Raw genomic sequence first — 13,429 nt, 5'->3', positions numbered from 1 at the left:
TCTAACCAGAATCTCCGGAACCGACGGTGACGAAGTCGACCAACTGTTCGACCGCCCCGATCAGCGGCGCCTCCAGGTCGCGGAACGTGTCGACGGCCGAGTACACCCGGCGCCACCCGTCGCGCGGTGTCCCCCAGCCCAACTCGCGGCACACCCCGGTCTTCCAGTCCTCACCGCGCGGAATCTTCGGCCAGGCCGAGATGCCCACCGCCGACGGGCGGACCGCCTCCCACACGTCGATGAACGGGTGCCCGGTGACGAGCACGTTCGGCCCCAGCCCCTGCGTGAGCTGGGTTTCCTTGGATCCGGTGACGAGGTGGTCGACGAGCACCCCGACCCGCCGTCCCGGTCCGGGGCGGAACTCGGCGAGCCGTTCCCCGAGGTTGTCGAGACCCTCGAGGTGCTCGACGACGACCCCTTCGACGCGGAGGTCGTGCCCCCACACCCGTTCCACCAGGGCGGCGTCGTGCACGCCCTCCACCCAGATCCGGCTGGCCAGCGCGGTCCGGGCCCGCAGTCCCTCCACCTTCGTCGACCCCGACGCCGACCGGGTGGCCGCCGGACCGGCGGGCTTGGCCGCGGGCCGCACCAGGGTGACCGGCTTCCCGTCGATCAGGAACGCCGCCTCCCGCATGGCGAACAACCGGGTGCGCCGCGCCCCGTCCTCGAGCCGGACGAAATCGCCGTCGTAGGTGCGTTCGAACCCCACCACCGCACCGCAGAACCCGGTGCCCGCGTCCTCGACCACGAGGTCCCGCTCGGCCGGGACCGTCGGCGTCACCGGCTTGCTCGCGCGTGGGTGTCCGGAAAAGATGTCGCCGTATCTGTCGCCTCCGCTCACGGGCGCTGACGCTATGCCAGCGGCGCCGTTACACACACGCCGCCACGCCGACATATGCTCGTTTATCGTGACTTCACCCAGCGCCACTCTCACCGTGTGGGCCAGTTCCTGGCTCGCCGGGAACAGTGCACCCGACGACGTCATCGACGCCCTCCACGCGTGGGCGCCGATGCATCTCGCCTGCGCGGAGGATCAGGACACGGCCCGGCGCACCGGGCTGCCGTGGCCCGACCCGCAGGACGCCGGAGTGACGGCGCTGCTGCAGACGATGCGCCGTTCCCTGTCGCAACCCGAGACCGAGATCCGGCTGGTCCTGCCCGGGCCGGGGGACGTGCGCGGGCTGCCCGCGGGCACCGGGTTCGCGTCCGCCGCGACCGGCACCGGCGAGGGTGTCCTCGTCGGGCCGCCCGGCCGTCCCGGGACGGGGCTCGTCCCGCACGTCGAGGGTCCCGACGTGCTGCGGTGGACGGTGTCGACGATCGAGCGGCTCCCCCTCGACGCCCACCACACCGGTCTGGGTGAGGCCGAGTTCACGATGCGGGAGGCGGTGCGCGACGCCGCGGCCGCGCTCGAGGCCCTGCACATGCTCGACTCCGGTTTCGGCGCCGATCCGCGCGCACTGATCGCCGATGCGCTGGCGAAGTCCGCGCTGCACCGGTATCCGACGACGATCGCGCCGCGGGCGCTGCGGATCCTGGACTCGGCCGATCAGGTGGCCGCGATCCTCACCGTCGCCGAGCAGATGGCCCCGGCCCGCACGGTGTCCGCGTCGGGCGCGGCCACCCTCGAGGATCTGCTGCGGCCGCTGCGTTCGGCGGTGCGCTCGGCGCGCACCGCCGCCGTCAATGCGTGTGCGCGGGACGGCCTGACGGCCTGACGACGGCCTTGCAGCAGTCGACCGCGCAGGACGCGCCGTCCAGGGTGGACCCGAGCAGCGGCTCGGTTCCGAGCCGCGCAGCGGACGCACCGGTCAGCTGCTCCGTGACGAGTTCGACGACGAGTTCCGCGAACCGGTGGTCCGTCCCGGGTGTGGCCGCGCGCACGAAGTCGATTCCGAGTTCGGCGGCCTTGTCCCGCGCCTCGGTGTCCAGGTCCCACACCACCTCGAGGTGATCGGAGACGAATCCCACCGGGCACACGATCACCGCGCGCACGCCGTCGCCGGCGAGGGCGTCGAGGTGGTCGCAGATGTCCGGTTCGAGCCACGGCACCTGGGGTGGCCCGGACCGGGACTGCCACACCAGATCGAAGTCGTCGAAGCCGGCGGCCCGGGCGGTGAGCGCGGCGGCCTCGGCCACCTGCCTGCTGTAGAGGCGACCGCCCTCCGCGGGCGGACCGGCGTTGACGTCCGCGGAGACCGGCACGGAATGGGCGGTGAACACCAGCCGGGCGTCTGCCCGGTGCTCGGCGGGGAGCTGCGCGGCGGCCGCGCGGACGGCGTCGGCGAACGCCCCGATCAGCAGCGGGTGGTCGTAGTACTGGCGCAGCTTCAACAGGTGCGGCGCCCCGTCCCCGGCCGCGGCCCGCGCCCGGGAGACGTCCTCGTGGTACTGCCGGCACCCCGAGTACCCGCCCCACGCCGACGTCGGGAACACCAGGGCCGAGCGGACGCCGTCCGCGCCCATCCGGGCGACCGTGTCCTCGACCATCGGATGCCAGTTCCGGTTACCGAAGTAGACGGGCAGATCGATTCCGGCGCTTGCCAATTCGGATTCGACGCGGGAGATGATGTCGCGGTTGAGGGCGTTGATCGGCGACACACCCCCGAAATGCAGGTAGTGCTCGGCGACCGCGTCCAGACGTTCGGGCGGCACCCCCCGGCCCCTGGTGACGTTCTCCAGGAACGGACGCACGTCCTCGGGCTTCTCCGGACCCCCGAACGACAACAGAAGAAGGGCGTCGAACCGGGAACCGGAACCGTCCGTCGAATTCACAGCGCTCATGATCCCCATCTTCCGTGGTGCCGTTCGGGGCGCACTCCCCGGGTAGTGCCCTAGCCGGCCATCGCGTGGGCGCCGCCGTCGACGTAGATGATCGACGCGGTGGTGCCGGGCAGCCAGTCGGACAACACGGTGCACACGGTCTTCGCGACCGGCTCCGGGTCGTCGACGTTCCAGCCGATGGGCGCGCGCTCGTCCCACGCCGTGTTCAGCTCGTTCATCTGCTTGGCGTCGTCGGTGGCGGTGCCGGCGATGGCCTTGGCGGCGAGGGTCTTGATCGGGCCGGCCGCCACGAGGTTGGAGCGGATACCGCGTTCGCCGACCTCCTTGGCGACATAGCGGTTCACCGACTCGAGGGTGGCCTTGGCGACGCCCATCCAGTTGTAGAACGGCACTGCGCGCGCGGGGTCGAAGTCCATGCCGACGATCGACGCGTTGTCGTTGAGCACCGGCAGCAGCGCCTTCGACAGGGACGCGTACGAGTAGGCCGACACCTCGAACGCCACGCCGACGTCGGACCACGGTGCGTCGAAGAACGGGCTGCCCAGGCAGGACCGCGGCGCGAACGCGATGGAGTGCACGACGCCGTCGACACCCTCCGGCGCGATCTCGCGGATGCGGTCGGCGAGGCTCGCGAGGTGCTCGGGGTTCTGCACGTCGAGTTCGAGGGCCGGCGGCACCGGCTGCGGCAGCCGCTGCGCGATGCGGTCGATCAGCCGGAGCCGGTCGAATCCGGTGATGATCACCTTGGCGCCTTGTTCCTGGGCGACCTTGGCGACGTGGAACGCGATGGACGCGTCCGTGATGATGCCGGTGACGAGAATGGTCTTACCTTCGAGCAATCCGCCCATGAGGTGTCCTCCTGTGAAGAAAAGTCCGGGAAGTGGTGTGGGAGTTCTAGTGGCCCATGCCGAGGCCGCCGTCGACGGGGATCACCGCGCCGGAGACGTACGCGGAATCGTCGGAGGCCAGGAAGCTCACCACCGCGGCGACCTCCTCGGGCTTGCCCCGCCGCTGCAGCGGGACGGCGCCGGTGATCATGTCCTTGTACTTGTCGTCGAGGACCGCGGTCATGTCGGTGTCGATGAATCCCGGGGCCACAACGTTCGCGGTGATCGACCGGGACCCGAGTTCGCGGGTCAGCGACCGCGCGATGCCGACCACACCGGCCTTCGACGCCGCGTAGTTGACCTGGCCGGGACCGCCGGCGAGGCCGACGACCGACCCGAGGAACACGAACCGGCCGAACCGGGACCGCAGCATCGAGCGGGTGGCGCGCTTCGCGACGCGGAACGCGCCGGTCAGGTTGGCGTCGACGACGGAGGTGAACTGCTCCTCGGTCATCCGCATGATCAGCGTGTCGTCGGTGATGCCGGCGTTCGCGACGAGGACCTCGACCGGACCCTGGTGTGCCTCCACTTCCTTGAAGGCGCGGTCGATCGACTCGGTGTCGGTGACGTCGCACTGGACGCCGAACAGGCCCTCGGGCACACCCGAGCCGCGGTGCGTGACCGCGACCTTGTGCCCGTCCGCCGCGAGGCGCTGCGCGACAGCGAGGCCGATCCCGCGGTTGCCGCCGGTGACGAGCACCGACCGGGGAGTAGACACCGTCCTCACCGACGCGTCGGTAGTTTCTGGGGTAGACATGCGGATAAACCTATCTGTTCAGATGTACAGGAGTGGAAACGCGGGGCGGCCGTCAGCAGGGCGCTGGTGCCGGGAACTCCGCCGGAACGCAGATCACGGCAGCCGTTGGCGCAGGACCAGTGCGAGGATCAGCCCCGCCGTGGCGGAGAGGACACCGAGCACGAGCCAGGGGCGGCTGGCGTCGCCGCGGGTGGTCTCGAACCCGATCTGCTCCTCGAGGGTGTCGTAGACGTCCCGCAGTTCCTCCAGGCTCGACGCCGTGAAGAAGCTGCCGCCGGAGAGATTCGCGATCTCCCGCAGCGACGGGTCGTCGACGGGTACCGGGATGCGTTCGTCCTCGATCTCGACCTTGCCGTAGCTGGTGCCGAACGAGATCGTCGAGATGGGAACGTCCTTGTCCTTCGCCTGCCGGGCCGCGGTGAACCCGCCGCGTGGATCGTCCGGGTTCTCGGGGACCGTCTGCTTGCCGTCGGAGAGCAGCACGATGCGGGCGGGCGGCGCCTGGTCACTGCCGCCGAGCACCGCGGCCAGCGTGTCGATCGACTGCAGCGACGTGAAGATCGCCTCACCGGTGGCGGTCCGCTCGCTCAGCTGCAGATTGTCGATCGCGACCTTGGTGGCCTCCCGGTTGGTGGTCGGCGACACCAGCACCGACGCGGTGCCCGCGAACGCGACGAGACCGAGGTTGATGCCGGGGGTGAGCCCGTCGGCGAACGACTTCGCGGCGTCCTGCGCAGCGGCCAGCCGGGTCGGTTCCACGTCGGTCGCCTTCATCGACAACGACACGTCGATGACGAGGATCACGGTGGCCCGGTTCCGCGGAACCCGTTTGTCCTCCGTCGGGCCTGCCAGCGCCACGCTGAAGAACACCAGCGCCAGCACCATCAGCAGCGCCGGGATGTGCCGGGCCCGGCCCGGCCGCGACGGTGCGACCTTCTCGAGCAGCGCGTAGTTGGTGAACCGCAGGGTGTGCTTCTGCCGCTGCCGCTGCACCCACACGTATCCCACGACCAACGCCACGACGACCAGGAGGAACAGCAACCACCACGGTGAGGTGAACTGCGAAAGACTCACCGGCGGGACCTCTGGTTCGTCGCGGTCCCGTAACTGTGTTTCCGGGCGGACACGAACCGCACCACGTCCGAGATCCAGTCCCGGTCGGTCCGCAGACCGAGCAGCGGGGCACCGCAGCGCCGCAACGACTGCTCCACCTGCAGGCGGTGTTCGTCCGCGGCGCGCGCGAAGTCGGCGCGCAGTTGCGGCGTGGTCGTGAACTCGCGGGTCCGTCCGGACTCCGGATCGTGCAGCACTACATCCCCCAGGTCGGGTAATTCCAGATCTCGCGGGTCGAGCACCTCGACACCGAGTACGTCGTGGCGCCCCGAGATGGCCCGCAGCGACCGCTCCCAGTCGATCGGTCCCAGGAAGTCACTGATGACGACGGCCAGACCGCGGCGGCGCTGCGGCCGGCGCAACGACTCCACCGCCCCCTGCAGGTCGCCCCGCACTCCGTCCGGGGCGTGCGGGGTGGTCGCGATCTGACGCAACATCGCCTGCGCGTGGATCCGGCCGCCGCGGGCCGGGATCCGGGTGGTCTGGGCGCCGGTGGAGACGATCGCCCCGATCCGGTTGCCGCCGCCACTGGTCAAATGCGTGACGGCGGCGGCAGCGGCCACCACCAGGTCCCGCTTCTCACATCCGGCGGTACCGAAGTCCAGGCTCGCCGACAGGTCGACGACGAGCCACGTCTCCAGCTCCCGGTCCGCGACCGACTGCCGGACGTGCGGGTGTGTCGTCCGGGCGGTCACCGACCAGTCCATCTGACGGACGTCGTCACCCGGCTGGTACTCGCGCGCATCACCCGGCTCGGAGCCCGGACCCGGGATCAGGCCCAGATGGTCGCCGTGCAGCACACCGTCGAGGCGGCGGCGGACGGTCAGTTCCAGTGTCCGCAGCGCGGCGGACAATTTCGGATCACGGAGTTCGCCGGAGCGAAACGACGGCGGCGGGCCGGAACTCTGCGCACCGGCGGTACGCGCACTCACCGTGGCTGGCTCATCGCCGTCGGTCCGGGCACCGACGTGGACGGGACGGGCGGTCCGTTGTGACCGGCGGGAGCGGCCGGCACGGCCGTCGGCTGCGCGGCGATCTGCGGCAGACCCACCGTCTGCAGCACACGGGAGATCACGTCGTCCGGGCTCACCTCGTCGGCGAGAGCGTCATAGGACAGCACGAGACGGTGACGGAGCACGTCCGGGATCACCTCCAGCACGTCCTGCGGCACGACGTAGTCACGCCCGCGCAGCAACGCCAGTGCCCGCGCCGAGGAGATGATGCCCAGCGTCGCACGCGGAGACGCGCCGTACGCGATCCAGCCGTCGACGTCGGGGAGACCGAACTCCGCCGGCGTGCGGGTGGCCGCGATGACCCGCACCACGTAGTCGACGAGCGCATGGTGCACGAACACACCGCTCGCGACCTTCTGCAGCCGGACCAGTTCCTCGGGATCGAGAACCTGATGCGGTTCCGGCGCGTCGACACCCATCCGGTAGACGATCTCGCGCTCCTCCTCCACCGTCGGGTAGTCGACGAGGATCTTGAACAGGAAGCGGTCGCGCTGCGCCTCCGGCAGCGGGTACACACCCTCGTTCTCGATCGGGTTCTGCGTCGCCATCACCAGGAACGGGTCGGGCATGTGGTACCGCTTGCCGCCGATCGAGACGTGCCGCTCGGCCATCACCTCGAGCAGCGCCGACTGCACCTTCGCCGGTGCGCGGTTGATCTCGTCAGCGAGCACGAAGTTCGCGACGACGGGGCCGAGTTCGGTGTCGAACTCCTCCCGCCCCTGCCGGTAGATGCGCGTACCGATCAGGTCGGTGGGCACCAGGTCCGGGGTGAACTGGACGCGCGAGAACGACCCGCCGACCACCTTCGCGAACGTCTCGACGGCCAGGGTCTTCGCCACACCCGGCACACCCTCGAGCAGCACGTGCCCCTTCGCGAGCAGACCGACCAGGATCCGCTCCACCAGCCGGTCCTGCCCGACGATCACGCGCTTGACCTCGTAGATCGCGCGTTCCAGCGTCTGGACGTCGGCGGCGAGACTGGGCGCGACCGACTTCGTCATCGAGGTCTGCGGGCCCGAATCCTGTGAGGGTGCCTTCGGCGCGGTGGCGTTCTGGGGACCCGATCCGTTGGCCGCACCCCCGTTCTGCACACCTTCGGGAGCGGCCTTCGCGGGCGACTCCTTCCGGGCTGCACCCTCCGATACCGCATCATCACGTGAGGTCACCAAGAATCCACCGCTTTCACCTAGATCGTTCCGCCCGTTCACGTACTTGCTCAACTATTCCAGGTGCAAGCAACCCCCGCCGCAACCAAGCACGATCCGCACCGCGGACTACTTCATCGACATCATGGATCACGACACCATACGGACAGCGTAAGGGGTCATGCCGTCCCATCGCACCGGGGAGATCTTGACGACGTCTCCCGACTCGGGCGCCTCCAGCATCTGGTCGTCTCCGAGGTACAGAGCGACGTGCTGGCTGGCGTTCGGGCCCCAGAAGATCATGTCGCCGCGCTGCATCTCCTCCGAGGGAACCTGTTCGCCCGCGGTGTACTGATAACCGGTGTAGTGCGGCAGCGAGATGCCGATCCCGGCGAACGCGTAGATCATCAGACCGGAGCAGTCGAAACCGACCTTGTTGAAGTCGCCGTAACTGTCGGCGACACCGCCGTCGCGGATACCCAGGGTGGGGCCTTCCTCGTCGCCGCCGCCCCACGCGTACTCCACACCGATCTGGGACAGGCCGCGGTCGATGACGGTTTCGATGGCCTCACTGCCCGTCAGGTCCTCACCGCTGGTCGACGGTTTCGACTTAGGGGTGGACTTCGGCGTGGTCGTGGCGGAGTCCTCGTCCTCCGAATCGTCCTCGATCGTGGTGTGCGCCCGCTGCCCCGCGGCGAGTTCCGCGGCCCGCTGGCGTGCCGCCTCGTTGGCGGCGACCCGCGCGGCGGCCTGCGTCGCGGCCTCCCGGGCCGCGGCGGCGATGGCAGCCTTCTGCGCGTCCTCGGCGCGCTTCTGCTCCTCCCACGTCGCGTACGCCTCACGCTGCCCCTCCAGCCCCGCGACGTTCCCGCGGGCGGCGTCGAGCTGGGCCTGCGCGGCCGCCCGGTTGCTCTCGATCTGCGCCTTCTTGGCCGCCTGGTCCTGCAACGCCGACCGGGCGATCGCGATCGCCTGCTCCGCCAGCGACTTCTTCGACGCTGCCTGGTCGGCGGCCACGTCCGCCTGCTGCTTCGCCTCGCGCGCGGCGGAATCCTTGTTGGCCTGGGCGGTCCGGGCGCGCTGCAGACCCTCGAGCACCGCGTTCTGGCTGGTGGCGAGAAGTTTCAGAACCTGCGCGCGGTCCAGGACGTCACCGGGCCCCTGGGCGCCGAGGTACGTCGAGATCGCGGAGACGTTGGTGCCCTGCGTGTAGCTCGACCGGGCGTACTTGTCGAAGTCCTTCTGCGCCAGCTCGATCTGTGCGCCGGCGTCGCGCAGCGCCTGCTGGGACGCCCCGACCACGCTGGCGGCCAGATCGGCGGCGCTGCGGGCGTTCTGCAGGTCGACCAGCGCCCGGTTCACGTCCTCGCGCTTGATGGCGACCTCGTTGTCGAGCTGGGCGAGTTGCTGATCCGCGGAGGCGACCTGGTTGATCAATTCGCTGACCTGCCCGAGGCCCGCCGACACCTGGGTCTGGGCCTGTGCGATGTCGGAGTCGGACGGATTCGGCGGCGGGGGCGGTACTGCGGCGGCCAGGCCGGGCGTGCTGCCGACCAGGGCGCCGACGATGCCCAGTCCGATCAGGAGGCGCGCCGCGCGAGCGCGCCTGCGGGAGAAGCTACGGTGCCCCACTCCAGCTCGTGCTTGTCGCTTCACAACTCTCTCCCTCGGTTCTGCACCGATCGCGCAGGCCGCGCTGTGCTCGTCGTGGGGAGAAATTGCGGCAGCCACACCTTCCGTGTTTCGGCGACACCGAACTACGCCGGAACGCCGTCACTCTGGACGTCAATCACCAGCCTGCGACACTTCTTCCCCAAGAGCGCCAAATGCACCGTACGACACTTCCGGACTCTATGGAAACTTTAGTCACAAATAACACATGAGTAATTTGACCAGCGGAAATGCCGAACTGTGAATCGTCGGCGCTATTTACGCGCATCGACGCAGGCAGCGGCCTCACACGGGCGAACCGTGAAATTGCCGCCGAGTTATCCGGGGAATTCGGAAGGCGTCAGGGCTTCTGTCGCTCGTACGTCGTGCCGGCACCCGGGGCACTGTCACCCTTATTCGCGGTGCCGCCGCCGTTCGAGGCGGACGCCCGGCGCGACTTCGCGAAGAACGTCGCGGCCGACGCGATGACGACGATCGCCACGATGACGGCCGTGAACAGGGCCCACGGCGGCCCCGGCTCGACCACCTCGTCGACGAAGTGATTCGCGGAGACCACCGCGTCGCCGGTGTACGTGCGGTCCTGACCCGATTCGAGCAGCACCCGGCTGATCGAGTCGCTGTACGTGCCGACCCAGCTGGGGCTCAGGACCAGAACGGTGCCGCCCTCCTCCGCTCCGACCTCGGTCGCGAGGTCGCGCAGCTGCGAGTCGCGGCCGGGATCCTCGTCCAGCACCACGATGCTCAGCTTGATGCCGTGCTCGGCCGCGCGGTCGACGACGGCGGCGAGTTCACCGGTCTCGTCGGACGGTGCCGACACACCGTCGTCGGACACGTCCGCGACCACGTCGGAGACGTCGATGTCTTCCGGAAGGTCCGTCGACAACGGGAGGGCCGAATGGACGGGAACCGTGACACTGGCAGGAAGTGCGGTGGCGATAGGGGCAGGCATCTCTCATCCGGGTTTGCTGTAGGAACGTAAGCCTCGCGTGAACACTACGTGAGGTGTCCCCGAAGTTCCGTTCCGTCCGGCCGCGTCCCGCCGCGATAGTGGAGAATCGCCGGGGGCACAGGCCCGTTTCCGCCCCGAATTCTCACAGGACAAGCGTACTGTTAGACTACCGGAGGTACCGCGGTAGGGGCCGATTCCGTCATCGCTAGCACGACAGCGCACACGGATCAGCCGTGCCCGCAGTGCCTGCAGCCGTCGACACAGCCCCGTCGGTGGCGACCCTCACATAGACGAGTGGAGCTGACGTGAGCACCAGTATTGATTCATTCGGAGCAAAGGGAACCCTCGAGGTCGGTGAGAACTCCTACGAGATCTTCCGACTCGCGGCCGTCCCCGGCACCGAGAAATTGCCTTACTCCTTGAAGGTTCTCGCCGAGAACCTTCTCCGCACCGAAGACGGAGCCAACATCACCGCGGATCACATCCGCGCAATTGCAGGCTGGGATCCCTCGGCTCAGCCGAGCATCGAAATCCAGTTCACGCCGGCTCGTGTGATCATGCAGGACTTCACCGGCGTTCCCTGCGTCGTCGACCTCGCCACCATGCGTGAGGCGGTCACCGCCCTCGGCGGCGACCCCAACAAGGTCAACCCGCTCTCCCCCGCCGACATGGTCATCGACCACTCGGTCATTCTCGACATCTTCGGCCAGGCCGATGCACTCGAGCGCAACGTCGACCTCGAATACGAGCGCAACGGCGAGCGTTACCAGTTCCTCCGCTGGGGCCAGGGCGCATTCGACGACTTCAAGGTCGTCCCCCCGGGAATGGGCATCGTTCACCAGGTCAACATCGAATACCTGGCACCGACCGTCATGGCACGTAACGGCCAGGCATACCCCGACACCTGTGTCGGCACCGACTCGCACACCACGATGGTCAACGGCCTGGGCGTGCTGGGCTGGGGCGTCGGCGGCATCGAAGCCGAGGCAGCCATGCTCGGTCAGCCGGTCTCCATGCTCATCCCCCGCGTCGTCGGCTTCAAGCTCTCCGGTGAGATCAAGCCCGGCGTCACCGCGACCGACGTCGTGCTCACCGCCACCGAGATGCTCCGCAAGCACGGCGTGGTCGGTAAGTTCGTCGAGTTCTACGGCAAGGGTGTTGCCGAGGTTCCGCTCGCGAACCGCGCAACCCTCGGCAACATGAGCCCCGAATTCGGTTCCACCGCAGCGATCTTCCCGATCGACAGCGAGACGATCGACTACCTGCGCCTCACCGGCCGCAGCGACGAGCAGCTCGCCCTCGTCGAGGCCTACGCCAAGGAACAGGGCCTGTGGCACGATCCCGACAAGGAGCCCGTCTTCTCCGAGTACATCGAGCTCGATCTGGGAACCGTTGTTCCGTCGATCGCCGGCCCGAAGCGCCCCCAGGACCGAATCCTGTTGTCGGAGTCGAAGACCGCGTTCCGCAAGGACATCCACAACTACGTGGAAGAGAACTATCCGACCGAGCACACCCAGCTCGACGAGGCCGTCGAGGAATCCTTCCCGGCGTCCGACCCCGCAGTTCTGTCGTTTGCCGATGACGGAGCAGTCGACGTTCTCTCCGCCGCCAACGGCGCAGAAGGCCGCCCGAGCAAGCCGGTTACCGTCAAGTCCGACGCAGGCGAGTTCGTTCTCGATCACGGCGCCGTCGTCGTTGCCGGCATCACTTCCTGCACCAACACGTCCAACCCGTCGGTCATGCTCGGCGCTGCGCTGCTTGCGCGTAACGCCGTCGAGAAGGGCCTCGCCACCAAGCCGTGGGTCAAGACCAACATGGCACCCGGTTCACAGGTCGTCACCGACTACTACGAGAAGGCCGGCCTCTGGCCGTACCTCGAGAAGCTCGGCTACTACCTCGGCGGCTACGGATGCACCACGTGCATCGGCAACACCGGCCCGCTGCCCGAGGCAGTGTCCAAGGCCATCAACGACAACGACCTGTCGGTCACCGCGGTGCTCTCGGGCAACCGCAACTTCGAGGGACGCATCTCCCCCGACGTCAAGATGAACTACCTGGCCTCCCCGCCGCTCGTCATCGCCTACGGCCTTGCGGGAACCATGGACTTCGACTTCGAAACCGACTCCCTCGGCGACGACAGCGATGGCAACCCCGTGTTCCTGAAGGACATCTGGCCGTCCACGCAGGAGATCGAAGAGACCATCAAGACGGCGATCAGCCAGGACATGTTCCGCAAGTCCTACGCAACGATCTTCGCGGGCGACAGCCGCTGGCAGAACCTCTCGACCCCTGAGGGTGACACCTTCGAGTGGGACGAGAACTCGACCTACGTCCGCAAGGCTCCGTACTTCGACGGCATGCCGAAGGATCCGGCTCCGGTCAAGGACATCAAGGGCGCTCGCGTCCTCGCCCTGCTCGGCGACTCGGTCACCACCGACCACATCAGCCCGGCAGGTCCGATCAAGTCCGGCACCCCCGCCGCGCAGTACCTCGATTCCCATGGCGTCGAGCGCAAGGACTACAACTCGCTCGGCTCGCGTCGCGGAAACCACGAGGTGATGATCCGCGGAACGTTCGCGAACATCCGTCTGCGCAACCAGCTCCTCGACGACGTCTCCGGTGGCTACACCCGCGACTTCACGCAGGACGGCGGCCCGCAGGCCTTCATCTACGACGCGTCGCAGAACTACCAGAAGGCCGGCATCCCGCTGGTCGTCCTGGGCGGCAAGGAGTACGGCTCCGGATCGTCGCGTGACTGGGCCGCCAAGGGCACCAGCCTCCTCGGCGTCAAGGCCGTCATCACCGAGTCGTTCGAGCGCATCCACCGCTCCAACCTCATCGGCATGGGCGTCGTTCCGCTGCAGTTCCCGGCCGGCGAGTCGGCTGCGTCGCTGAAGCTCGACGGCACCGAAACCTTCGACATCGAAGGCGTCGAGAAGCTCAACGAGGGCGTCACCCCGAAGACCATGAAGGTCACGGCAACGCGGGAGAACGGCGAGAAGGTCGTGTTCGACGCAGTCGTACGCATCGATACCCCCGGTGAAGCGGATTACTACCGCAACGGCGGCATCCTGCAGTACGTGCTCCGCAACATGATCAAGGGCTAGGCG

At 68.4% G+C, this 13,429-nt stretch carries 11 protein-coding genes; 2 read left to right on the top strand and 9 right to left on the bottom strand.

Features of this window, described 5'->3' with window-relative positions; genetic code table 11:
• Position 1: 1 nt before the first annotated feature.
• Positions 2-841, bottom strand: a complete 840-nt coding sequence (locus CA951_RS35210; protein ID WP_087561275.1) for a DUF3097 domain-containing protein — start codon at positions 839-841, stop codon at positions 2-4.
• Between the two features lie 67 nt (positions 842-908).
• Here CA951_RS35210 and CA951_RS35205 point away from each other — a divergent pair, with 67 nt between their 5' ends.
• Positions 909-1,718, top strand: coding sequence for a hypothetical protein (locus CA951_RS35205; RefSeq protein WP_087561274.1), 810 nt, complete (start codon positions 909-911; stop codon positions 1,716-1,718).
• Here CA951_RS35205 and CA951_RS35200 read toward each other — a convergent pair.
• The 8 genes from CA951_RS35200 to CA951_RS35165 all read right to left on the bottom strand — a co-directional run bounded on the left by CA951_RS35200 (position 1,684) and on the right by CA951_RS35165 (position 10,319).
• Positions 1,684-2,793 carry a ferrochelatase gene (locus CA951_RS35200; RefSeq protein WP_087561273.1) on the bottom strand — a complete coding sequence of 370 codons (1,110 nt, stop codon included), beginning with the start codon at positions 2,791-2,793 and terminating at the stop codon, positions 1,684-1,686. The genes CA951_RS35205 and CA951_RS35200 overlap by 35 nt on opposite strands.
• Positions 2,794-2,834: 41 nt before the next feature.
• On the bottom strand, positions 2,835-3,632 hold the full coding sequence (gene inhA / locus CA951_RS35195) for an NADH-dependent enoyl-ACP reductase InhA (protein ID WP_005241845.1): 798 nt from the start codon (positions 3,630-3,632) through the stop codon (positions 2,835-2,837).
• Between the two features lie 46 nt (positions 3,633-3,678).
• Complete coding sequence (gene fabG1, locus CA951_RS35190; protein WP_087561272.1) at positions 3,679-4,428, bottom strand: 3-oxoacyl-ACP reductase FabG1; 750 nt, start codon at positions 4,426-4,428, stop codon at positions 3,679-3,681.
• 93 nt (positions 4,429-4,521) lie between these two features.
• Positions 4,522-5,502 carry a VWA domain-containing protein gene (locus CA951_RS35185; protein ID WP_087561271.1) on the bottom strand — a complete coding sequence of 327 codons (981 nt, stop codon included), beginning with the start codon at positions 5,500-5,502 and terminating at the stop codon, positions 4,522-4,524.
• Positions 5,499-6,473 (bottom strand): DUF58 domain-containing protein, encoded by a 975-nt coding sequence (locus CA951_RS35180; RefSeq protein WP_087561270.1) that lies wholly within the window; start codon positions 6,471-6,473, stop codon positions 5,499-5,501. Before CA951_RS35180 ends, CA951_RS35185 begins: the two co-directional genes overlap by 4 nt.
• The gene (locus CA951_RS35175) at positions 6,470-7,645 is read right to left on the bottom strand and encodes a MoxR family ATPase (RefSeq protein WP_087561269.1); all 1,176 of its coding nucleotides are present in this window, start codon (positions 7,643-7,645) and stop codon (positions 6,470-6,472) included. The genes CA951_RS35180 and CA951_RS35175 overlap by 4 nt, the downstream gene beginning before the upstream one ends.
• A 204-nt stretch (positions 7,646-7,849) precedes the next feature.
• Positions 7,850-9,331: an NlpC/P60 family protein gene (locus CA951_RS35170; RefSeq protein ID WP_179220430.1), complete on the bottom strand. Its 1,482-nt coding sequence runs from the start codon at positions 9,329-9,331 to the stop codon at positions 7,850-7,852.
• 379 nt (positions 9,332-9,710) lie between these two features.
• Entirely contained in the window at positions 9,711-10,319 is a 609-nt protein-coding gene (locus CA951_RS35165; RefSeq protein ID WP_087561267.1) for a DUF6676 family protein, read from the bottom strand.
• A 305-nt stretch (positions 10,320-10,624) separates the two neighbouring features.
• Here CA951_RS35165 and acnA point away from each other — a divergent pair, with 305 nt between their 5' ends.
• On the top strand, positions 10,625-13,426 hold the full coding sequence (gene acnA / locus CA951_RS35160; protein WP_087561266.1) for an aconitate hydratase AcnA: 2,802 nt from the start codon (positions 10,625-10,627) through the stop codon (positions 13,424-13,426).
• The last annotated feature ends 3 nt before the right edge of the window (positions 13,427-13,429 follow it).

Source organism: Rhodococcus sp. NCIMB 12038, from assembly GCF_002165735.1.
Lineage (GTDB): Bacteria > Actinomycetota > Actinomycetes > Mycobacteriales > Mycobacteriaceae > Rhodococcus_F.
This window is presented reverse-complemented; position numbering and strand designations above follow the sequence as displayed.

Excerpts from the sequence above, each read along its gene's own strand:
- CA951_RS35165 (WP_087561267.1), bottom strand. The coding sequence starts at position 10,319 with ATGCCTGCCCCTATCGCCACCGCACTTCCTGCCAGTGTCACGGTTCCC.
- CA951_RS35200 (WP_087561273.1), bottom strand. The coding sequence starts at position 2,793 with ATGGGGATCATGAGCGCTGTGAATTCGACGGACGGTTCCGGTTCCCGG.
- fabG1 (WP_087561272.1), bottom strand. The coding sequence starts at position 4,428 with ATGTCTACCCCAGAAACTACCGACGCGTCGGTGAGGACGGTGTCTACT.
- inhA (WP_005241845.1), bottom strand. The coding sequence starts at position 3,632 with ATGGGCGGATTGCTCGAAGGTAAGACCATTCTCGTCACCGGCATCATC.